This window comes from Agarivorans sp. QJM3NY_30 (assembly GCF_050870855.2).
In the GTDB taxonomy this organism is placed as follows: Bacteria; Pseudomonadota; Gammaproteobacteria; order Enterobacterales; family Celerinatantimonadaceae; genus Agarivorans.
This window is the reverse complement of sequence record NZ_CP194038.2, coordinates 2,843,781-2,865,289: the sequence shown is the minus strand read 5'-3', so window position 1 is coordinate 2,865,289 and position 21,509 is coordinate 2,843,781. Positions and strand designations below refer to the sequence as shown.

18 protein-coding genes are annotated in these 21,509 nt (G+C 47.1%); 5 read left to right on the top strand and 13 right to left on the bottom strand.

All coding sequences use genetic code 11. The features are described 5' to 3' along the window. Position 1 precedes the first annotated feature (1 nt). Positions 2-1,153, bottom strand: a complete 1,152-nt coding sequence (locus ACRRSX_RS13060; protein ID WP_432452752.1) for an anaerobic sulfatase maturase — start codon at positions 1,151-1,153, stop codon at positions 2-4. Between the two features lie 110 nt (positions 1,154-1,263). Then, positions 1,264-2,799: a sulfatase-like hydrolase/transferase gene (locus tag ACRRSX_RS13055; RefSeq protein ID WP_432452753.1), complete on the bottom strand. Its 1,536-nt coding sequence runs from the start codon at positions 2,797-2,799 to the stop codon at positions 1,264-1,266. A 387-nt stretch (positions 2,800-3,186) separates the two neighbouring features. Between ACRRSX_RS13055 and ACRRSX_RS13050 the strand changes: the two genes are divergently transcribed. After that, positions 3,187-4,359, top strand: coding sequence for an OmpP1/FadL family transporter (locus ACRRSX_RS13050; RefSeq protein WP_432452754.1), 1,173 nt, complete (start codon positions 3,187-3,189; stop codon positions 4,357-4,359). Positions 4,360-4,632: 273 nt separating this feature from the next. Then, on the top strand, positions 4,633-5,832 hold the full coding sequence (gene gltS / locus ACRRSX_RS13045) for a sodium/glutamate symporter (RefSeq protein ID WP_432452755.1): 1,200 nt from the start codon (positions 4,633-4,635) through the stop codon (positions 5,830-5,832). Between the two features lie 661 nt (positions 5,833-6,493). Here the strand turns inward: gltS and ACRRSX_RS13040 are convergent. From ACRRSX_RS13040 to ACRRSX_RS13025, 4 genes are all read right to left on the bottom strand, one after another. Beyond that, positions 6,494-7,330 (bottom strand): HlyD family secretion protein, encoded by an 837-nt coding sequence (locus ACRRSX_RS13040; protein WP_432452756.1) that lies wholly within the window; start codon positions 7,328-7,330, stop codon positions 6,494-6,496. A gap of 138 nt (positions 7,331-7,468) precedes the next feature. After that, entirely contained in the window at positions 7,469-7,861 is a 393-nt protein-coding gene (locus ACRRSX_RS13035; protein ID WP_432469367.1) for an Mg2+ and Co2+ transporter, read from the bottom strand. Positions 7,862-7,906: 45 nt separating this feature from the next. After that, complete coding sequence (locus ACRRSX_RS13030) at positions 7,907-8,692, bottom strand: hypothetical protein (protein WP_432452758.1); 786 nt, start codon at positions 8,690-8,692, stop codon at positions 7,907-7,909. Positions 8,693-8,783: 91 nt separating this feature from the next. Then, entirely contained in the window at positions 8,784-10,220 is a 1,437-nt protein-coding gene (locus ACRRSX_RS13025; protein ID WP_432452759.1) for a DUF1254 domain-containing protein, read from the bottom strand. Positions 10,221-10,450: 230 nt separating this feature from the next. Between ACRRSX_RS13025 and ACRRSX_RS13020 the strand changes: the two genes are divergently transcribed. Then, complete coding sequence (locus ACRRSX_RS13020; protein ID WP_432452760.1) at positions 10,451-11,461, top strand: bile acid:sodium symporter family protein; 1,011 nt, start codon at positions 10,451-10,453, stop codon at positions 11,459-11,461. Here ACRRSX_RS13020 and ACRRSX_RS13015 read toward each other — a convergent pair. The 4 genes from ACRRSX_RS13015 to ACRRSX_RS13000 all read right to left on the bottom strand — a co-directional run bounded on the left by ACRRSX_RS13015 (position 11,458) and on the right by ACRRSX_RS13000 (position 14,839). After that, positions 11,458-11,916: a dCMP deaminase family protein gene (locus tag ACRRSX_RS13015; protein WP_432452761.1), complete on the bottom strand. Its 459-nt coding sequence runs from the start codon at positions 11,914-11,916 to the stop codon at positions 11,458-11,460. The two genes, ACRRSX_RS13020 and ACRRSX_RS13015, sit on opposite strands and share 4 nt — an antisense overlap. A 201-nt stretch (positions 11,917-12,117) precedes the next feature. Then, complete coding sequence (locus ACRRSX_RS13010) at positions 12,118-13,827, bottom strand: EAL domain-containing protein (protein WP_432452762.1); 1,710 nt, start codon at positions 13,825-13,827, stop codon at positions 12,118-12,120. A gap of 152 nt (positions 13,828-13,979) precedes the next feature. Further along, entirely contained in the window at positions 13,980-14,612 is a 633-nt protein-coding gene (locus ACRRSX_RS13005) for a DUF2959 family protein (RefSeq protein WP_432452763.1), read from the bottom strand. Positions 14,613-14,614: 2 nt separating this feature from the next. Next, complete coding sequence (locus ACRRSX_RS13000; RefSeq protein WP_432452764.1) at positions 14,615-14,839, bottom strand: hypothetical protein; 225 nt, start codon at positions 14,837-14,839, stop codon at positions 14,615-14,617. A gap of 215 nt (positions 14,840-15,054) precedes the next feature. On the opposite strand from ACRRSX_RS13000, the gene ACRRSX_RS12995 reads away from it, so the two are divergent. Then, positions 15,055-16,197: an exonuclease SbcCD subunit D gene (locus tag ACRRSX_RS12995; RefSeq protein ID WP_432452765.1), complete on the top strand. Its 1,143-nt coding sequence runs from the start codon at positions 15,055-15,057 to the stop codon at positions 16,195-16,197. Beyond that, entirely contained in the window at positions 16,197-19,253 is a 3,057-nt protein-coding gene (locus ACRRSX_RS12990; protein WP_432452766.1) for an AAA family ATPase, read from the top strand. Before ACRRSX_RS12995 ends, ACRRSX_RS12990 begins: the two co-directional genes overlap by 1 nt. A 79-nt stretch (positions 19,254-19,332) precedes the next feature. Here ACRRSX_RS12990 and ACRRSX_RS12985 read toward each other — a convergent pair whose 3' ends face one another. The 3 genes from ACRRSX_RS12985 to ACRRSX_RS12975 form a co-directional block, all read right to left on the bottom strand. Then, positions 19,333-20,148, bottom strand: a complete 816-nt coding sequence (locus tag ACRRSX_RS12985) for an outer membrane protein OmpK (protein ID WP_432452767.1) — start codon at positions 20,146-20,148, stop codon at positions 19,333-19,335. 309 nt (positions 20,149-20,457) lie between these two features. Further along, entirely contained in the window at positions 20,458-20,640 is a 183-nt protein-coding gene (gene rsmS / locus ACRRSX_RS12980) for a pleiotropic regulatory protein RsmS (RefSeq protein WP_432452768.1), read from the bottom strand. A 77-nt stretch (positions 20,641-20,717) separates the two neighbouring features. Further along, a complete protein-coding gene (locus ACRRSX_RS12975; RefSeq protein ID WP_432452769.1) occupies positions 20,718-21,464 on the bottom strand; it encodes a YccT family protein in 747 nt (248 codons plus the stop codon). Positions 21,465-21,509: the final 45 nt, after the last annotated feature.

The following is a 21,509-nucleotide window of genomic DNA, read 5'->3' as shown; positions in this document are numbered from 1 at the left end:
CTTAAAACATCTTGTAGTGGGCAGGGGAATAGCCCTTCATCATTGCATCGCTCATCTTTAATAATCGGGGCAGAGCATAGATAAAAAACATTTGATAGCCTTCGCAGAGCTGATTCAGGGCTTTGCCTGGTTCAGCGGCGAGGCTACGGTTTTTCGGACAGCCACCTTGACATAGGGCTAAAAAATCACAGCTTTGGCACTGGCTGCAAAGGCTCGCCGATTTATTCGCGGCAAATTGACGTTGCTGTTGGCCGCTGACCATGCTTTGCAGCGAGTCTTGTTGCACATTGCCGAGGCGGTGATCAGAGTAGGCGAAGTGATCACAGCTATAAACTTCACCATCGGCTTCTGCCATCAACTGCTGTCCACAGCTGGCGGCATGGTGGCACATTTGGCTGGGGTAGCCCATCAACAACATCAGACAATTTTCAAAAAATTGCACGTAAACTTGACCCACATCTTGCTCGCTCCATTGGTCAAAAACATCACAAAGAAACTCTCCCCACTGCTTACCATTAAGGCTCCAGTCGTGTTCTGAACGCCGGTCCAAGGGGTGGTCGATACAGGGTTGAAACTGCATGTAGCCGCTGCCATGTTGTTTCAAAAACTGATAGATAGCCTTGCCCTGTTGATAAGTGCGATTATTCACTACGGTCAGGGTATTAAAATCAACCTGATGGGCCTTGAGGTGGGTAATGCCACGCATGGTGCGCTGAAATGACGACTGACCGGAATGATCGATCCGCGCGATATCGTTATGCACTTGGTCTCCATCGATGCTCACCCCTATAAAAAATTTGTGCTCACGGAAAAACTGAGCCCAGCGCTGGTTGATCAGCGTGCCATTGGTTTGCAGAGTGTTGGCCAGGGGGCGGCCCGCCGCATGTTGTTGTTGCAGAGCCACCGCTTGCTGATAGAACTCCAGGCCACGTAACATGGGTTCGCCGCCATGCCAAATAAAGTCGACAGGCTGGCTTGAATCGGGTTGCGATTGAATGTGATTTTTGATCACTTGTTTCAGCCTAGTCTCAATCATTCTGGTGCTGCGCTGTTCGGCTTGCTTAAGGTAGTAGCAATAGCTGCAATCTAAGTTGCACTTTGCACCTTCGGCTTTAATGAATAGGCTATAAGGTATAGATGCTTGAGTTGTCATGAATTACCTCTGGTGAGCTATCGTTAAGCCATCCATGACCTGCAACGTTTGCTGTTGATTTGGATTTAGCATTTCAGTAGAGAGTCTAGCTCTCTACTGAAGGCCTGGTACTATTTGGCGATAACCGATTTATCTGCCATGCCTATTCCTCCGGCTTTTTGGCGCGGTGGAAAGTCCTTGAGAGATTGCTGGTATTGCACAATTTTGTGTTGCAGGCTTGGTACCACCCAGGTTTTCTCTTTCATCCACAAAAACCAACCGTAGGTATCGGGTGAGCGCTCGTAGGGATCGGCTTTAATGTTTAGCAAAATCCCCAAGGGCCACTCTTTGGCAGGTGCCATCCATTCGGTTTTAGTCTTTAAATGCACTTTCCATTCATCCACTCGAACCGCGTTTAGATCTTGCTCGTTATAGTAGAAGAACTCATGACGATTACTGGGGGCGTCTTTGGTCAGCATGTCGAGTTGGTTGTAGCCATCGAGATGCACTTTGTAGTTGACGCCATTGATGGTTTTACCTTTCAGCAACTGTTGTTTAATGCTGCTGTCTCCGGCTGCCGCCATGATGGTGGGTACCCAGTCTTCGGCGGTCATAAATCCGTCGGTATAGCTGTTCTCTGGAATATGTCCGGGCCAGCTAATCAGCATTGGGACTCGGAAAGCGCCATCCCAGGTGGTGCCTTTTTGGCCACGGAAAGAAGCCGCGCCACCATCTGGCCAATGGTCGAGATTAACTCCGTTATCGGAGGTAAACATCACGATGGTATTCTCCATTTCGCCAAGCGACTCCAGTTTGTCGAGCAATTCACCGACTTGGAGGTCCAGTTCTTTTAAACCGTCATAGTAAACACTGGTTTGGCTACTCCCCTGATGTTCGGCGCGAACATGGGTTTTCTGGTGCATGCGAGTGGGGTTATACCACATGAAGTAAGGTTGTTCGGGTGCCTCTGCGTGCTGTTTATCCAACCATTGAGTGGCAAAGTTGAGAAACTCTTCATCCACCGTTTCCATGCGTTTGGCACCGAGTTTCCCTTGGTCGGTAATGATTTGTTTGCCAACCACACCAAAACGAGGGTCTTCGGTCGGATCAAATTTGTCGGTCGCGATGCTATGTAATACGTTACGCGGGCGGCCCACAAAATTTGGATCTTGTGGATATTCCGGTTGTTCGGGCATTTCCATCACATTCAGGTGATACAAAAAGCCGAAAAACTCATCAAAACCATGCACTGTGGGAAGCATTGAGTTGCGATCTCCAAGATGGTGTTTTCCCACCTGCACCGTCGCATAGCCCTTGGCTTTCAGCATTTCGGCGAGGGTTGGATCCTCTTTTTGCAGACCGATGCTGGAACCCGGTTGACCCACCGACGTTAAGCCAGTGCGAAATGGGTATTGTCCGGTAATAAAGGCGGAGCGGCCAGCGGTGGAGCTTCCTTGTGCATAGTAGTCACTGATCATCATGCCGCTTTTGGCGATGCGGTCAATGTTGGGGGTTTTAATGGCGCCTAAGCCTCGGTGATAGGCCGAAATATCCATGGTGGTGACGTCATCAAGCATGATGGCAACGACATTGGGTTGCTGTGGCGCAGCGTAGGCGCTAAAAGATGCTCCGAGCGCCAGTGCCAGTATAGAACGATTTATGGTCATGTTATCTACCTCTTAATGGTTTGGCGGCGAGCGGTGCGTTGCAAGCAACTGCCTGCAACGCACCGCTCACCAGTTCAGAAGCTCCAAACCGATGTTGGACGAGTCCAGTGTAGCGAAGCTGGTGTTGGTTTGGTTTAATAAGCTCTATTAATATATTTAATAAACGAAAGGGGTGACGTTTGCTAATTGCGATGGATGATTCATATTGAGTTGATTTTTTGAATATTTTTTATGGAAAATTGGATTTATATTAAATTATTTAATTCACACTATTCTTTTTTATAGCAAGTTCAGCCGCTTGAATTTGCTAGCCTAGGGCATTCATTTTTTCACTCACAAGCGCTTGTTGTTAGCGACTCAACATCGCGTTGCAGTATCCAGGAGTTCATGATGATGCAGTTAGGCAGCAGGTTATCGCTATTCACCATCGCCGTTCTATCCAGTCCAGCCTATGCGGCAGGCTCGCTGGTACAAGAGATGAGCAAGCTCAATGTGGGGACTGCGGGTGCGGGCAGTGCGGTACTTGCCGACAATGCCAGTACGGCCTATAGCAACCCAGCAGCGATGGCCTATTTTAGTGAACGACAGCTGGCGGTAAATTTGGCAGCCATGGATCTTCAGGTGCAATATCACGACCAGCGCAGTTCAGCCCTGGACAGCGCTAATGCGGGCGGCGTTCAGGCTTATGGCTCACTCTATTGGCTTGAGCCCCTTTCTGACACCCTTGCTGTGGGAGCTAGTTTGGTAGCCACCGGCGGCAGTGCTTTGGATTACGGGAAGCAATATGCCGGGGCCTTGAGTTTAAACAGCCTGCAACTATCGGTGTTGCAATTTAACCCTTCACTCTCATATCGCCTGTCGGAGGCGTGGTCGCTGGGTGCTGGTATTCAAGTGGATTACGCAAACTTTGAGCAACAGATGTTTAGGGATCACGCTGTTTTAGAAACCGACTCTTTTGCCTTTGGGTACAACTTAGGTTTGAGCTATCAAATTAACCACCTGCATCGCTTAGGCGCGAGCTATCGCTCTGCGATGCACCACAATTTTGGGGGACATCTGCGTTCCAGTTCTCCTCTGGAAGGCGATGTTGGGATCAATTTGGTTCATCCTGCCCAGTTTGAACTGTCTGGTTTGCACCAACTGAGCCAGCCCATGAGCATGGTATGGAGCCTTGGTTGGGAGCAATGGAGTGCTAACGAAATCACTTATATCGAATTAAATAATCAGCAGCTGGCGGAAAAGAACCGTGATTTCAAGGATGTTTGGTTTGCAGCTATTGGTGGACGTTATCAACTCAATCCGACACTTCGTTTAGAAGCTGGCTTGGGTTACACCAGTTCACCTCTAGATGATGCCAGCCGCCAATCGGCAGATCTACCGGTTGCTGAGCAGCATCGTTATAGTATCGGCGCGACTTATCAGTGGAACGAAAAGTTGTCGATGAATGTTTATTATAGCTACGTGGATTATGGCTCGCCGGCGATCCAATCTGGCTTAATGAATGGCTATTTTAATAATCATAATCAGTTTATCGGTGTCACTTTAAATCACTCGTTTTAGCGCCATAAGGGCGAGCGCAACACAAAGGATTCGTCTGAGTCATGCACATCGCTGGTCTAAAATGGGGATTATGGCTAGGTCAAGCTTGTTGATTTAGCGCTTGCGACTTATTGAAAGATTGCAGCGCTTGATGTGTGATTGATTTAAAAGATAAAAAAGTAAAGCGTTCAGCTTTACAGAGAGCCCAGCTGCGATAGATATACGCAAACGAAATGTATCAATAGTGCTAAACTGACAACGCGAAGTATCCGTATTTATTTTAAGGGTTTAGCTATGGAAAATTTGAGTGCCAGTGGTTTCTTTTCATTTACCCTCGCCATTATTTTATTGTTTGTCGGTAAAGCCAGCCTTAATCGCTATGAATTACTGAGACGTTATAGCATTCCTGAGCCGGTGATTGGCGGCTTTTTATGTGCCTGTGTGGTGGCGGCCGTTTACTTTTTGTTTGGCATTCAAATTAGTTTTGATCTTGAAGCTAGAGATATTTTGCTACTGTACTTTTTTGCTGCGATGGGGCTGAATGCGGATATCAAATCGTTGCTCCGCGGGGGGAAACCTTTACTGATTTTAAGTGGCTTGGCTGCTATTTATATTGTGTTGCAAAACCTTATCGGCATGGGGGTTGCGAGTAGTTTTGGGATGGATCCCCGAGCTGGTCTGATGTCTGGATCAATTGCGCTGATTGGTGGGGTGGGTACAACTTTGGCGTGGGCGCCAAAGTTTGTGAATGACTTAGGGATCAGTAATGCTATGGAGTTAGGCATTGCCAGTAATACCATTGGTCTGATCTTTGCCTGCGTAATTGGCGGACCAATTGCCAATTATTTAATGAGTAAACACCGTTTACAGGGGAATCAGGAAGCGTCTTTAGATATTGGTCAGGCCTATACCAAACCCCACCAAATGGTCGACAGTTATAGCCTGCTATTTGCCTGGCTTCGGCTTAACTTGGCCTTAATGTTGGGCTATGGCATACAACAATGTCTCCAGGCTGCCGGTGCCGAGCTTCCGATGTTTGTGTCCTGTCTAATGGCTGGCATATTGATTGGTAATCGTCCCGGTAAAGTGCTACCCAAAGCACATGTTGAGGGCAGTGATCAGGGCTTGTCACTGATCTCCGATATTTGTTTGGGGATGTTTATTGTGATGGCGCTGATGGATTTAAAAGTTTGGGAGCTAGCGGGTTTGTTTCGCTACTTGTCGGTGGTGATGAGCTTACAAATTTTACTGTCGGTTATGTTTTCCTTGTTGGTCGTGTTTCGTTTGATGGGAAAAGATTACCAAGCCTGTGTCATTTGCTCTGGCTTTGGTGGGATCACCCTTGGCTCTACCGCGACTGCCATCGCTAATATGACGGCGGTGAGTAAACAACATGGAGCGGCGCATCGGGCGTTTATTATTGTGCCGCTGGTGTGCGGTTTTTTTGTAGACATCTTCAATGCCTTCGCTATTAATTTTTTTACAAGCTGGTGAAGCGCGCGGTTGTTTCTTGGGAAAAGTCTAAGGCGGTTTAGCGTTCAATTGGAAAAATCCGATATGACTCGGTTATTTCCGGTGTAAATGCGGTGATTGAATTGTGCTGCTGTCTGGCACCGTCCAGTTCATGTCGAAAATTTGTTGTGACGGAATATCCCCGCGGCTGAATACAAGCAAGTGGGCGTTTCGTCGTGGCCGCTGGTTTGCAAGTGGTCTATCGACTGATTTTTTATGCTTGACTTGTAAGCGCAATGAAATGTCTGGATTTTCATTGCTTTGAGACCAGTTGCTGACGCTCTCGTGATAGATTAAATTTTCAAGCAGTCGCTTGGTTTTCGTCGCATAGACGCTGACTGGCCAAAATGCCTCGACTGGCCGCTGGTCGATTGGCTTGGTCTCTGTCTGCGGTTTCGCTTCGGTCGGAGTGTGTCAATCAGAGGATAGCCAGATTTTGTCAGTTCCGAAGGCAAGGCTGAGTCTCCGTGTTGGCTCAGGGGAGGAAAGCCGTCATTAATTCCAAGCTTGTGATGCATGGCTTTAGGCCTTGTCAATATCATAGCGGCCTCCATTGCGGCCTCCATTTATCGGGGCTGCGTTTGATTCCGCAGGAAAAGTCCAGTGCTCGCACAGCACTGTACTTTGCGTCAGGGGCGTGCGCTTAGAGTGCGGTCAGATAGGATTTGACTGAGCTTAGCCTTAAGGTCGCTCCGCCAATAATGTCAAGAAAGCCGAATAGGGCGTGAGGCTTCTCGGCACTGATCCATGCCGAGCCAGTGGCTCCGATGGGCATCATGTCCATGGTGGTTTGGTCGATACTCAAGATTACGGTTCGACCTACTGGCGCGCCACCGCGTTGAATATGGTTGGATACGGCTTGCTCCGTGGGCAATAGATTGCCTTGGGCTTCGCCCGTTGCCTTCACGATACTATGGACTTTGGCGCGAAATATTTGTCCCGGAAAGCTATCCACATAAAATTCGCTAAACTGTCCCGGTTTAATGTATTGATAGGCTTGATCGGCAATCCGCATTTCGACAAATTTTTTGTTGATATCCCAAAGATGCAGCGAGCCAATCCGTGAACCATCGGCAATGTATACATGTGTGACCATGCCAGTGAAGGGCGCGCGAACCGTGAGTCGTGATAAGTCAAATTTGAGGTTATCAAGTTTCGCCAGCAGGCCATTTCGCTTCGCCTCAAGTATTTTCAACTCGGCTTTGATCATCGCGACCGCATCTTCTGACTCTTCCAGTTCTTTAAGGCTGACGTGCTGTTGCATATCGTAGTTACGCTGGTAATCGCGCTGCGCCTGAGAAAGCAGCACCTGCTGGGCTTCAATGCTTCGTTTTACTTCACTTAAGCCCGAGTGTACTTCGCTCATCGCGGCGGCAATTTTATCGTCCTTTAAGGTATAAAGGATCTCTCCCTCATTCACTTGTTGGTTATGATCGACGTAGATCTTATCGATGTGCTGACCCAATGCGGGTGAGAGCACTGCGTGGGGGCCTTGACCGTAGTTGAATTGGTCAAATCTAGCGACGAGTAGAAGCGGTGACCGACAAACAGTGCCAGTGCCAATAAACAACCAATCACGATGCTGGCAAAGTAGTTTCTGGCGCTTGGTTTGAGAACCTTAAATTTGAATAGTAACCATACGATCAATATATAGGGCAACATGATTTCTTTCATGAGACCGCTCCTTTAAGCCACTGTTGTAGTTTTCCCAGTCGGTGACGATGGCCAAAACGGCAAGGATCCATAGTGGTTTATAAAACAGTCCAAGAATGCACAACCAAAAAATCAGTTTTGCCTGTGCCAGGCCTTGCTCCTGTGCCAGGTGCTTGGGGATAGAATGGATATGCCAAAGTTTGGCGATGAGCCAAATTGCAATCCCGAGGGTAACCAATACCACAAACCACATAAAGGCGAGTGATTCTAATAAACCATAGACTGTGGGGTAGTGTTGATAGTGAAATGTTGTTGGGTGAATGACCATTCGGTGTTCTCGTGTAGGGCGTGGGTTCACGCTGCCGCTCGACTTGAGTGGCAGCGTAAATGGTTGCTCGATGATTTAGAGCTGGTAGTTAAATTCTATCCGATGGTTGCCTTTGCTTATGTCGCTATACTCAGACCAGTTGGCAAAATACCTAATATTAAAGCGCGGCGATACTTGGTAGGAGAGCGCTATTTCGTGAGTTAACACGCTATCGTGGTCCTCAAAGCCATGTTGTTTGTATATATCCGAGCCCGACAATGTATTCATCCACATCGGGTTATAGTTAAGCCACAGGCGGTCACTAAGCGCATACTTGGCGTAAGTTCCGACCACCGCAAACGTTCCGGGTACCGAGTAGCCGCTGATTGTTTGTTGGTGGTCGCCCATCACATTATTGCCAAAGGCAACACCCGCACCAAGCAGTGGAAACAGACTAAGCTGGCCAAACTTGGGCAAGGCTTGAATGAAGCTATAGGAAGCCGTGCCGAACTCTTGGGCAAGGTTATAATTCACATCCAATTGTCTGCCGCGACCGCTTTCTAGACTGGCTTCAAAATTTCGAAAGCGGATTGAGTCAATACTATTGTTTCTGGGTCCCGTTTGGGAGTCACTCCAACCGGTGATGTCACCGGCAAAGCCTTTTACTTCAAACACATTCATTCCGCCGAGGTTTTCGACCCCGGTATCATAGCTTTGGCCAATTTTTAGGTTGAGGCCCATATCGGTGATACCGCCGCCAACTTGGGTATAAACAGCAAGTGGGTCCGACATGTCTTGTAAATCGTCGCTGGCGGTTTCTGCCCAAGTCAAACCAGAGAACATTAAAGGAAGCGTACAGAGGCTGGTTACCAATTTAGTCATCAATTTTTTCCTAGGACTGAGGATTACTCATGATCAAGTCAATCAATTGGAAATAGCCGATATGGTTCGGCTATTTCCGGGTGAAATAATGCTATTGGAGCTTGCTGATCCCTGGCACCGTCCAGCTCATGTCGAGAATTTGTTTTGACGGAATATACAGTCGAGCTAATACATAGAAGCGACCTTCTGGTAGTGGCAGCCAGTTTGCAAGCTGTCCGTCGGTCGGTTTTTTATGGCTAAGTTGCAACTGAAATGAACCGTCTGGGTTTTTATTCAATTGATTCAAGTTGCTGATGCTGTAGCGGTGGATCGAATTTTCAACCAACATTTTGGTTTGCGCATCATAGACTGTGACTGACCAAAATGCGTCGACTGGAGGCTCGCCGTCAAAATTCATTACATAGCTGTTTTCACCAGATAACGCTTGGCCGTTTACGTCCATCGCGGCCATCGGATAGATGGCTTCTTGAGGCCCTTGGCCACCGAGGTAGGGGTGAGCAATAAGTGAGCGCATTGCATTGTCATCACCAAAGGCGTCTAGCGCGAAGGTATATACCCAACCGTCTTTAAATTCGAGATTGGCAGGGTTGGCCTGTTGTGCCATAACAATTTTCTGTGCGTCTTGTATACCAGCAATTAGCGCTTCTTGGCTGGACTCCCTCAGTGAACTTACATCGAAACCATCTTGGCTGAGACCGATTTTGCTAAATTGACCCGCTAAGGCTTGTTGACGTTCCGGTAGTGGATTGGCCATTAAGTATTCACCAAGTTCAACGAAGAAACGGAGCGGATCATCGGCCTTACCTGGACGAGGTGCTAAGGGGCTGAATGTTACTTTACTACTGGCTTCACCGGCATACTCGCTCAGTGGGGTGAGGGTGTACTGATCTTGGATCTGGTGTGCTGCTGGGTAATCTTGCTCATCAAATACTTGGGTACGCCCCCATAACCACACTTTGCTCGTGGGTGCTTCAATAATGCTCAGGTCGCGCGGGGTGGTTGTTTTTTTTTCCCAGCCCGGAGGAACAATTAGGAACTGTTTGGCTAGGCTGCCAGTTTCGCGAGTGCCTACATATTGAAATAAGTTATGCCACATGTCGAACATGTTGATGACGTAGTAGCGTTGATCAAGCTTTGGTACACTCAAGACCATTGGCTCTTGGCTTAAGTCCAGTACCGCGCTGGAGTACAAGGTGTCGCGGTTGGCTGTTGGCATGTCGGTATCGGCAGGCGTACTGAGTCGACGAGCATGACCAAACTGATTGAGTGGGCCACGATAACTGGTGGCCGCTTGGGGTTCAGATACATCGGAATATTGGCGAGCGATTTGCTCCATTCTGACTAAGGTTGAACCCCATAGATAGGCATTCACCGCTAAGGTATAGGATTCGTTGTACAGTGCTTGTTGCAGTTGCTCGGCCTGAGTGGCTTGGGGAGTGCCCGCTATGCTGGGGCTGACACTGAATAAACAGCTCGATGCGATAAGCGCAGCTAAAGATAACTTACATAAGCTAGGGGTAATCATCATATATCTCCTCTGATTTGGCGCCAGCTTATCGAAAAGTTGTGATTAAGTGCTTAATAGCCTTTATTAAGATATCCAATACAAAGCTGCTGAGCTTGCTCTGAGCGTTTAATAGAATATTTAATTCTATTAAACGAGAGCGGAATAGGTTCATATAAAGATTGTTTTGCATTTGCGCTAGCTCATTTCGTATGATATGACTGTCGCTTAAATATCAAGAGCTTACCTCAATTATGATGTACTTCCGTTGGATAAAAAAAGAATGGTTTTTACTCGGTATGTTGTTCGCTATTGTACTGGCGTTGTTGGTGCCACAATGGGGACGCTCCGGAGGCTATTTACATCTTGATCAGCTGACGGCGATCGGTATTGCCTTAATTTTCTTTTTGCATGGTTTAGGTTTGGCACCGAAGGAAATCAAAAAAGGGCTATTTAATTGGCGATTACACCTGATGGTTCAAGCGACCACTTTTGTGGTTTATCCCTTACTGTGGGTACTGTTTGGTGACTTGTTACATGCCTTATTGCCCAGTGCGCTGGCCTTTGGTTTCTGTTACTTATTCGCCTTGCCCAGTACTATTTCGTCGTCGGTCGCGATGACCAGTATTGCTCAAGGGAACGTTGCGGGGGCTGTATTTAATGCTTCCTTATCGAGTTTGCTTGGGGTCTTTATCACGCCCTTGTTAGTGCAGTTATTCATGGGCGGAGACGGCGGCGCTATGGATTTAATGGCAACGGTGAGCTCCATTTGTCAATTATTGTTGTTGCCGATGATCATTGGGCAAGCTCTACGACCACTGTTGCTAAGCCTGTTTCAGCGTTATAAAGGCATCTTAAATAAAATTGATAAGCTAGTGATCTTATTGATTGTGTTTAATGCTTTTAGTGATTCGGTGGTGGAGCATATTTGGGGGGAGTTTAGTCCGCGTTATTTATTATTTTCATTCCTGATCTCGCTATTGGTGTTGCTTAGTGTCGTGCATAGTATTCGTTTGGTTGCGAGACTACTGGACTTTAATTCGGCCGATGAAATTGCCGCAGTTTTTTGTGGTAGCAAAAAAACCTTAGCGGCGGGAGTGCCGATGGCTAAGGTGATCTTTAGCGCTAACCCAGACCTCGGGATGCTGTTGCTACCGATTATGCTCTATCATCCAATCCAGATTTTTTACTGTGCGCTGTTAGCCAATCGCTATGCCGCAGCCGAAAAAGTTAAGGACTTACATCAGCCAGTAGCAAGGGGTTAGTCTGCCGATGCTTTACTTAGTTCCTGTTGAGGCAACCAGTCAACTCGCACACCTGCTTGCTCAAACATATCTTGGCTTATTTTTATTTTGTCTCCCCAACGAGCCATAAATTCTTGGTTTTGCTCAGGACAATGAACTTCGCTAATCCCAGTTTGAATAATTTTTGCGGCGCAATTGGGGCAGGGAAAGTGGGTGACCCAAATTTCACAATTAGATAGATCGCGCTTGGCAAATAAGATCGCGTTTTCTTCTGCGTGTAGGGTTTTAAGCAGTTTCATCTCGCGATTGTCGGTTTCTGCACTGTCGGAAATGCCGTGCGGGTAACCGTTAAATCCTAGCGATACGATACGATTGTGCTCGGTGATGACCGCGCCAACTTGAGTGGAAGGATCTTTACTCCAAGAGCCAACCAGTTCAGCCATTTGAAAAAAGCGTTTTGCCCATTTTGAAATCATGATTAAGTCTCTGCTAATTGTACCGCGCTATTCTGCGGAACTTGACGCCTGCTTGCAAGTTTCGCTAACGGTTTGAAACTAAATTTGTTTTGTAAATTCTATAGAGACCCTTGCTAACGGTATCGAGCTTGATGCTTGAGTAGCACATTTACCTTGGAGTGCTTGATAGAGTCTTTGGGGATTGGGCAAGTGTTGAGCGATTCAAGTGCTCTCACCATAAACCGGGTTAAACTGTCGCGCCGCTGGCGGTTCAATGATTGGTGTGAGTGTTAATAAATCCTCGATAGGGCCTGCTTTGCTATACAACCAACCTTGGTGTAAGTAGACGCCTTTGTCACGTAAATACTCAGCTTGAGCCTCGGTTTCTACTCCTTCTGCCACAATTTGTAGATTAAGATTTAAGGCTAGGTCTATGACTCCATCGAGTACTTTAGCCTGCGGAGAGTCGGTATGGATGGCAGCCACAAAGCTGCGGTCAATTTTTAGCGTATCTAAGGGGAGTTGTTGCAAATACTGTAAGCCTGCATAACCTGTTCCAAAGTCATCGATGGCTAATTTTACGCCTTGGGTTTGTAGTTTACTGAGCGCGTCTTGAACCTGTGGTGAGTCTATATCCACCAGTTGAGTTTCGGTAATTTCCAGACAAATTTGCCGGCAAGTTTGATGAATCGCCAACAGTTTCACCACAAACTCGGGATCGTTGAGATGCTGACCAGTGATGTTGATATTGATCTTTAGTAAAGCATTGTGTGTGAGCAAGCCATTGAGATCGGTCTTTAAGGTCGCCAGTAGCTGCTCGGTTAAAGCCACCTGAAGTCGGTACCGTTGGATGTCTGGCAAAAATGAATCTGGGCTGCGTATGCCGTCAATTGGGTGTAACCATCGAGCTAACAGTTCTACGCCGATTAAACGACCCGTTCGGCTATCCCAGATTGCTTGGTAATAGTTAATGAATTCTTGATTACGGATGGCTGTTTTTAACTGACTTTTTTGGCTAAGTCGACGCCCCTGTTGGCGTTGGATAAAATAAAAGATACCGCAAATTAGCAATAAATACAATGCGACCTGTAACAGGGATAAGCGGTGGGCCCCAAGATAAAGTTGTTGCTCGGTACGAGTCGATAACAAGCTTAAACCGGGCAGAGCGGAAAACGGTTTCGCTAAGTAATACCGCCTGTTTGAGTCGTCAAAGTGGGCGGTTTGATCGATCACCGGTTGAGTTAAAGGAAATAGTGTCTTGCCGTGCTGCAGTGGTAAGCTGTAGTGACCATTGACAAATAATGGTGTGCCATTGTTTGAGTCGACCAAAGCAACGAGATCTTGTTTATTGTCGTTGCCTTGAACAAAAGCCTTAAATACAGATAACGGGATTGCCGCGTTAATTTCACTCCCATTGCTGCGTGTTTTGGCGATAATCATCGCCACCTCTTGACTGTATTCCAGAACGCTTGGCCCATAGTAACGCAGTTGCTGATTCGCGACTGGTTTAAGGACCTCATAAGGGGGATTGACCGGCCCCCAGCTGCTACATCTGAGTTGTCCGCTTTGATCAACTAAACCAAGTTCTGCGACATAAGTGATTTGAAAATGCACCTTGCGTAGTGCTAGTAGGGTTTCAGGAGCACAGTTAATATCGAGTCGATCTAAGCCAATAAAATAGTGATGCAGCGCCAGCAGGTTTTGGTTTATTGCTTGATAACTGAGTTCAAATTGCTGAGCAAATGCTTCACGACGCTGCTGCTTAGTATGCGCTAAGGTCCAAGAATAACTCATTACGATGGGCAGGAGGCTGCAAATAAGCGTGAATAGTATCGGCCTAACATGTCGCGAAGAAAACCAACTTTGCCGGGTCCGTTGCTGATGTTCTGAAGGGGGCTGAGTCAATCGAATTTGATGGTTAAATATATGCATTGCGGGTCACTGTTGCGCCTAGGCTAAGTATGAGCAATGGCAAATTTACTACAATTTTATGAAGGAAATGTTGCAGAAAGGGGGCTTTCTTGAAGTGCCTAAAACACTGCTGGCGAGTCGTTAACTGACTGCCAGCATTGGCTATTTAGTATTTATTGCATGCTGGCAATAAATTTATCGGACTCGGCAATCGCCTTACTCATCTGTTCGATGACACTCGCCACCTCTTTTTCTAAGCGTGAAAACTCTTGGCCAACCGCCCCAATGGCACGGGCATTCAGGTTGTGTTTCAAGTAAAGTTGATTGTCCTTGAGTCGACTTAATACCGGTTGCATTTGCGCCTCGGCCTTGCGCATCGCCTTTAACATGCTGGCGTAGCGTTGACGAGTAGTGGTGAGTTGTTTACTACTTTGCGCTTTGAGACTCTTCGACTGGTATTGGTCCAATTCGCCACGCCATTCATCAAACATAGCTTCGGCGACACTGGCGACTTGATTGATTTGCTGACTCACGTCTTTGGCCGCAGCCTGAGCATCTTGATATTGGGCGTTGACTTCATCATAGATATCTTCGAGGTCGCCACCTTCAAATTGGCTTAGTGTTTTTAGTTGCTCTAGGGCCGATCCAAACTGTTGTTGCGCTTGTTGTTGGCTCTGTTGAGCGTCTTCGACTCGGTCCACCAATATTTCGCGCTTGTGGTAACCTACTTTTTCCATGGCCGAGTAGTAGGTTGATTCACAGCCCTGTATCAAGCTCAGCATTAACATAAGGGTTAGTATTCTCATTTTTATTCTCCAGAGCGAAACCGAGCTGCGTCAATAATCGCCCATAGATGAACCAATGCAGCAATGACTGAAGGAAAAATCAGCCACCACATAGCGTAACCTGCGGCGGTCACCACAAAAAATAGCAATGCGGCTAACAATCTTCCCTGGACTAACTGACCCAGACCGGGAATAAAAAAACTACAGATTGCGGCAATCACATTGCCAGCAGAACCTTGCGTAGACACGACGCTTCCTTAGTTAAAATCAGGTTTGTGTTGCTATGTTGCCAGAGACAGTCGCTTGAGGCGAGTTTTGCGAAAGGAAAAATCGACAGCTTTGTACAATTGCGGTCGTTAAAGCCCGAGCTTTCGTTGATTTAGGGGCTTTGCTTGGCGATAATGAGGCGCGCAAATAATTCGCAAATTCTTGATATCTCATTTCGTTAACGCACAGGCATTTCATGAAGTTTCTGCATACTTCCGATTGGCATTTAGGTCGACAGTTACACAATCACTCTTTGTTAGAGGACCAAGTCTTTGTCTTGGAGCAAGTGATTCAATTCGCCAAACAACATGAGGTGGATGCTTTGGTGGTCGCCGGTGATGTGTTCGACCGTTCAGTACCGCCGAGCCAAGCTGTTACGGTGCTCGATGAGGTCTTAGACCGATTGGTGAAGCAATTGGCTATTCCGGTGATCATGATTGCCGGCAATCATGACGGCGCGCAGCGTCTCGCCTTTGCTGCTCGACAAATGCAAGCCAGTGGTCTGTATATCGTAGGCCCATTAAGTCGGGAGCTGCAAGCTATTAAAATTGGCGCGAAAAATGGCGAGTCGGCGATGTTTTACGGTTTGCCTTATGCAGAGCCTGCGATGGTCAGGCAAGTCTTTGATTGTGAAGTGAGTACCCATCAAGAAGCGATGGCGGTGTTAGTGGAGCAAGTGAAGCAACATGACAGTGGCGGTTTAGCCAAAGTGGTGGTGGCGCATTGCTTTTTGGATGGTGGTGACGAGTCTGATTCTGAACGGCCTCTCAGCATGGGCGGTGCCGATAAGATTTCGCCATCACTTTTCGCAGATTTTGCTTATAGCGCGCTTGGGCATCTGCATGGGCCGCAATATAAGGGGGCTGAACATATCCGCTATTCTGGCTCTTTGTTAAAGTATTCTTTTAGCGAACAGCATCAAAACAAGTCGCTTAGCTTGGTTGAATTGACTCCACAAGGGCCGCAGGTCACGTTGTTGCCGCTTAAACCCCTGCGTAATGTACGGGTGATCGAGGGCTTTTTTAGCGAGTTATTAGCCGCGGGTTTAAGTGACCCGCATGCCGACGATTACCTGATGATTCGGCTGCTCGACAAGTCGGCTATTTTGGATGCTATGGGCAAACTGCGTGCGGTTTACCCCAACGTGTTGCATTTGGAGCGCAGCGGCTTAATGGCGCAGCAGCCGCATTTAGAACTGCAGCGCGATCACATCAAAAAAGGCGAATATGCCATGTTCAGCGATTTTTTTGAGCAGGTCTCGGGCGAGTCTTTAAGCGAGGCTCAGCAGCTGTTTGTACAGCAGACTATTGAGCAGCTACACCGCGGAGAGCCAGCATAATGCGACCCATTCACCTGAGCATGAGCGCCTTTGGGCCATTTTCCACTTGTGAGAATATCGATTTCAGCCAACTTGGTAGCAACCCGCTATTTCTACTCAATGGGCCGACGGGGGCGGGGAAAACTACCATTCTGGATGCGATTTGTTTTGCGCTCTATGGCAAAACCACCGGGGATGAGCGAGAAGGCGGTCAAATGCGTTGTGATATCAGTGACGAAGCCTTATTGACCGAAGTTACATTTGAATTTGAATTGGGAACTAAACGCTATCGGATCCGTCGGGTGCCAGAGCAGCCGCGGCTGAAAAAATCCGGGGATGGTTATACGCAGCAAAAACCGGAGGCGCAGTTATACCAATTCGACCTCGCGGGAGAGTCTTCATTGATGGTGGCAGCCAAAGTCTCCGAAGCGAATGCCGAAATTGAACGTTTAACTGGTTTAGATGCAGACCAATTTCGTCAGGTGATGGTTTTACCGCAGGGTAAATTTCGCCAACTGTTGATGGCAGATTCCAAAGAACGCGAGAAGATCTTCAGCCAATTGTTCCAAACTCACATCTATCGGCGAATAGAAGAGCGTTTAAAAGTAAAAGCCGCGACGATCCGTGCTACGGCGTTGGAGCAAAAAAATGTCCGCGAGGGGATTTTACAAGGCGCCGAGTTGAGCGAAGAAAGTGCATTAGCAGAACAAATTAACCAACTTGGCCCGCAGTTGGAAGCAGCCAAGCAAGCGCAGTTAAAGGCCAGTGAAGCCTATGACATCGCAAATAAACAGTTTGAATCGGCTAACCTGGTGGCCAGTGAATTTACCGAGTTAGAAAAACTCAAGGTGAGTGTTAGCGCGCTGAAGAAGCAGCAAGCGGGGATCCAAAAACAACAATTGGAATTAGAGCAGGCTTTAGCGGCTCAGCGTTTAGAGCCTGCCGATCAAGCGAAGGCAAAGCGCTTTAATGACGCTAAAAATGCCAGTTTGGCCCAAAGCCAAAGCCAAACTGTTTTTGCCGAAGCTAAACAAGCCCTGACACTCGCGGAGCAAGATTTCCAACAAGTGGCGGAGAAAGAGCAGCAACTTAGTGCCAGCCAAGAGCAACTTCGGTTACTGGAAAGTTTTAAGCCGCTGTTGCAAAAGCAGCAGCAAATAGAGCGAGAGCTGGGTGAAGCAAAGCGCCGTTTAAACGAACAAGAGTTACAGGGCAAAGGTTTAAAAGCAAAGCTGAGTACACTAGAAAATAGTAAATCAGCGATACAGCAACAACTCACTTCGGCCCAGCAGCAAGCGCAACGGCAGCTAAGCTGCCAAAAACAGCTGCATCTTGTAGAGCAGCGCTTTAGTCAATGTCAGGCTTTAGCTGAGCTCAACGGTAAGTTGATAGAAACTCAGCAGCAACTGGAGGCTTCCTTACTTCGTGGTAAAAAACTTGCGGATGCTCATCAGGCTGCGTTGCAGCAGGCTCAGCAAATTCAGCTGAGCTGGCATCAGGGGCAGGCAGCGATTATTGCTCAAAGCTTACAGCAGGGACAAGCTTGTCCAGTGTGTGGCAGTATCGAGCACCCTCATTTGGCTCGCAGTAGCGAAATGCTGCCAACAGAGCGTGACTTAGAGTTGGCGAGAGAAGCTGAACAACAGGCTAATCAACGTTTACAAGAAGCCCGCCATCAGCACAAGACTTTGACTGTACAGCTCAATGAATGGCGGACTCAGCAAGCTTCTTTAGAGCAGGGTTTAGGGGACGCGGCCAAGATGACGCTGGAGCAGGCGCAAGTTTTGCTCCAGCAAACCCAGCAGGACTTAAGCTTGGCTGAACAAGCGCAACAGCAGGTGCAAGCCTTACAAACTCAGTTGGATCAATTACAACTCGAGGAACAACAATTACAGCAACAGATTGAACTGGCACGCGAGTCTTACCAACAGCAGAAAAGTCAGCAGGACATCTTGAGTGGTCAATGTGAGCAGGCGCAACAAGCGCTGCCTAAGCAATATTGTGAGGCGCAGTTATTAGAGCAGGCGCTGCAATTACAGGGCGATAAAGTCAGTAAGCTACAGCAAAATATCAAACAGCTTACTCAGCGTCATGCTCAGGCCCGTGAGGATTACTCGGCAAAACAGTCGGCAGCGGAAGCCGCCCAGCAAGCGCTGAAACTTGCTCAGCAAGGCTTATTGGAGGCGCAGCAGCTATTTAGTCAGCGTTTAGCTGAGTCCTGTTTTACCAATGAGAATGCTTATAATCAGGCTTTGATCAGTGATGGTGAAATTGCCAACTTAAAACAAGTTGTAGAGCATTTTAGCACTCACTTCACCAGTGAACAGGCTAAGTTTGAGCAGCTAAAGAGTAAGCTCAAAGGGAAAAAAACCGAAGACTTGACGCTGTTGCAACAACAGCTGAACACTTTAGCGGAGCAGCGTAGCGAACGGGACGCGCTATGGAACCGACTGAATAGCCGTCAACAGGAATTATTGGCGGTACAACACAAATTACTGGACGCCGATAGAAAAGCCGAAGAATTGCAGCAACAATATCAGGTGATTGGCACCTTGGCTGACGTGGCCAATGGCAATACCGGTAATAAAATCAGTTTACAGCGCTTTGTTTTGAGCGTATTGCTCGATGATGTATTGCTGCAAGCGAGCCAGCGTTTGCAAGTGATGAGTAAGGGGCGCTATCAGTTGATCCGCAAAGCGCAGCGCGCCAAAGGGAACAAGGCCTCGGGTTTAGAGCTGGAAGTGGAAGATAGTTATAGCTCAAAGCTGCGATCGGTTGCGACCTTGAGTGGTGGGGAGAGTTTTATGGCTGCATTGGCGATGGCGCTTGGTTTGTCGGATGTGGTGCAGGCCTACGCTGGGGGCATTAAGCTGGATACCTTATTTATCGACGAGGGTTTTGGCAGCCTCGATCAAGAATCCTTAGATCTGGCCATTCGCACCTTGGTGGATTTACAGAGTGCCGGTCGCATGGTGGGGGTGATTTCCCATGTAGTTGAAATGAAAGAACAGATCGCGACTCGGATTGATGTCTTAAAAACTGCCAGTGGCAGCCACACGCAATTGGTATTACCGTAACCGGCTGTGGTTAGTTTATCAGTGTTGGAATAAAAAAGCCTGGCGAGGCCAGGCTTTGAAAGTACGTGAGAGACTCAGTTTAGATTTTGTAAGTCACTGAGAAGTAGTGACCGAAGCCAGTTGAATCATTAAATCCACCATCTTCAATACCATATACATCATAGAAGTATTTTAGACCGTAACCCACTGCAAAGCGGTCTGAGTGCCAGTAGATACCTTGGAACAGGTTACCGCCAGAAGTACTACGACCAAATTGGTCTGAGTAGTCACTGGCGCCAAATAGGTGGTCCCAGTAACCTTGGTAAGAGATAAAGCTCTTATTGTCGAAGAAGTATAAAGGTTTGAACCAGTTCATCGAGAATTGGTAACCGTTGAATGAACCTTCGTCCTCATTGCCAAAGTTTTTCGCACTGTAACGAGCATACAAGTTCATGCCAGTTTTACCCAACCAAGGCACGTTCACGTCAGAGCCAAGGCCGATGAAGTGTTCTTGTTGGTTTGAACCAAAGTTGTTTAGCGTGGCGATGTAGAGTTCTTGAACTGGACCGAAGGACAGATCTTTACCGGTAAGCGCATCTAAAGATAGGCGGGGGGCAAACTTCATAAATAAGCCGCCATTTTGATGTTGGTTACTGGTATTGCTATCGGTAATGTCAAAAACATCGACATAGCCATAAACATCCCATAAGCCAGAACGTCCACCAAACTCCATTTCTAGGTAGGTATCTTTGTAGCTACCGTCAATGTCGTGAGGCTTTTGATCGATGGTATGCATTAAATTGAATTGCATCCATTTGTAATCGTTCGCGTGTACATCATCTTGAACTTCTGCAGCGTTGGCTGAGAAGGATGCTGCTGCAAGCAATGTTGCAGCTATTAATCCAAATTTTTTCATTGAGGTAGTTCCTTGTTCACTGTATGTGAATTACCGAATGTGGCTTATATTGCTCTCACGCTAATCTTATCCCTGAAACTTGAAAAAGTTCAGTATGGTTCACGGTTTTTTTTGATTATTTTTGTACAGCTCGTTAGTTATTAACTAAAAATGTTTATATTTGTATGAGGATCCATCGATTTTCATCGACTGATCACAGTCTTGTCATCAATATGATATCTATTTAGAGGCGTTTTAGTTTGCTTGGTGGTTTGTGGTCAAATTTAATTTAACAGATTGAGGTGAGTTAGCAGGGTGGTATTGCGTTTTTTAAGCTTCGATATCTATCGAATTGCTGAACTGAGCTGCAGTTTGTTTTAGCTTGCGTTGGTAATCTTGGTTAACAATTTCCAAGGCATCTAGGACAGTTTGCGCTTCAAGGTTATGTTGTTCGAGCAGTTGAATGAGATCGACTGCGAGTTGGATATGTTTGGGGGCCTGATTTAGAGACATTGCGATTCCAGATTCCAAGGCGTTGTAACAAGGTTTGGATGGATGAACAGCATTATCCATCCAAACCCATGCACAAATTATTGTTGTTGGATAACCCAAATTTGAAATTGTTTACGGGTGGTAGCATCTGCACGCTGATACCAGAACTGTAGCATTTGTAATTCGGTGTTATCGCTTGCGTCTGTGTTACTTGGTATAGTGACTGCTGCTGTTGTTGCGCTTGTTGTTGCCACTGTTACTGCTGTGCCGGTTGCACTATTCATCACGACTGGTTTGGCAGCCGGCGCTGGCGTTGCTGCACGGGTTGTGGTCTCCGCTACTGCAATAGTACTTGCCGCGACTGGATTTGCCTTCGCTTGCTCGGCCTCGATAGCGGCAATTTCATTTAAATAGTTACGTGAAAGCTGTAGCCCTGATTTTTTAGGTAAAATGTAATGGCTTGCGTTGACGGTGCCGCCATGTTGATCTTTTAAAGTGAATTGCGGTTTTTTAGCGAAGCTTTTGGCGCGACTTAGGGTATTGGGTTGCTTCGACTCTAAGAAGATCTCTTGACCATTTTTAAGCTCAATATTGATGACGATAGGGCTAGACTTAACGAGTTCTGAATTATTGTTAGAGCCTATATTGTCGCTATAACGAACCACAACTTGATGTTGGCCTGTCGGCAGTTCGACGTTACTTTTGTTTAAGCTCAAGGCGCCAACAGATTGTTTATCGACATACATTAGCTCAAAATGATTTGGCGTAGAAAAACTGGCAGCCAACGCACTCCAACTTGCCAAACAAGCACATGTTAATGTTACCGCCTTTACTAAGAATCGCATGAATTACTCCTTAAAGTGTGATTCTATTTAAGCTGAGTAAGCAAT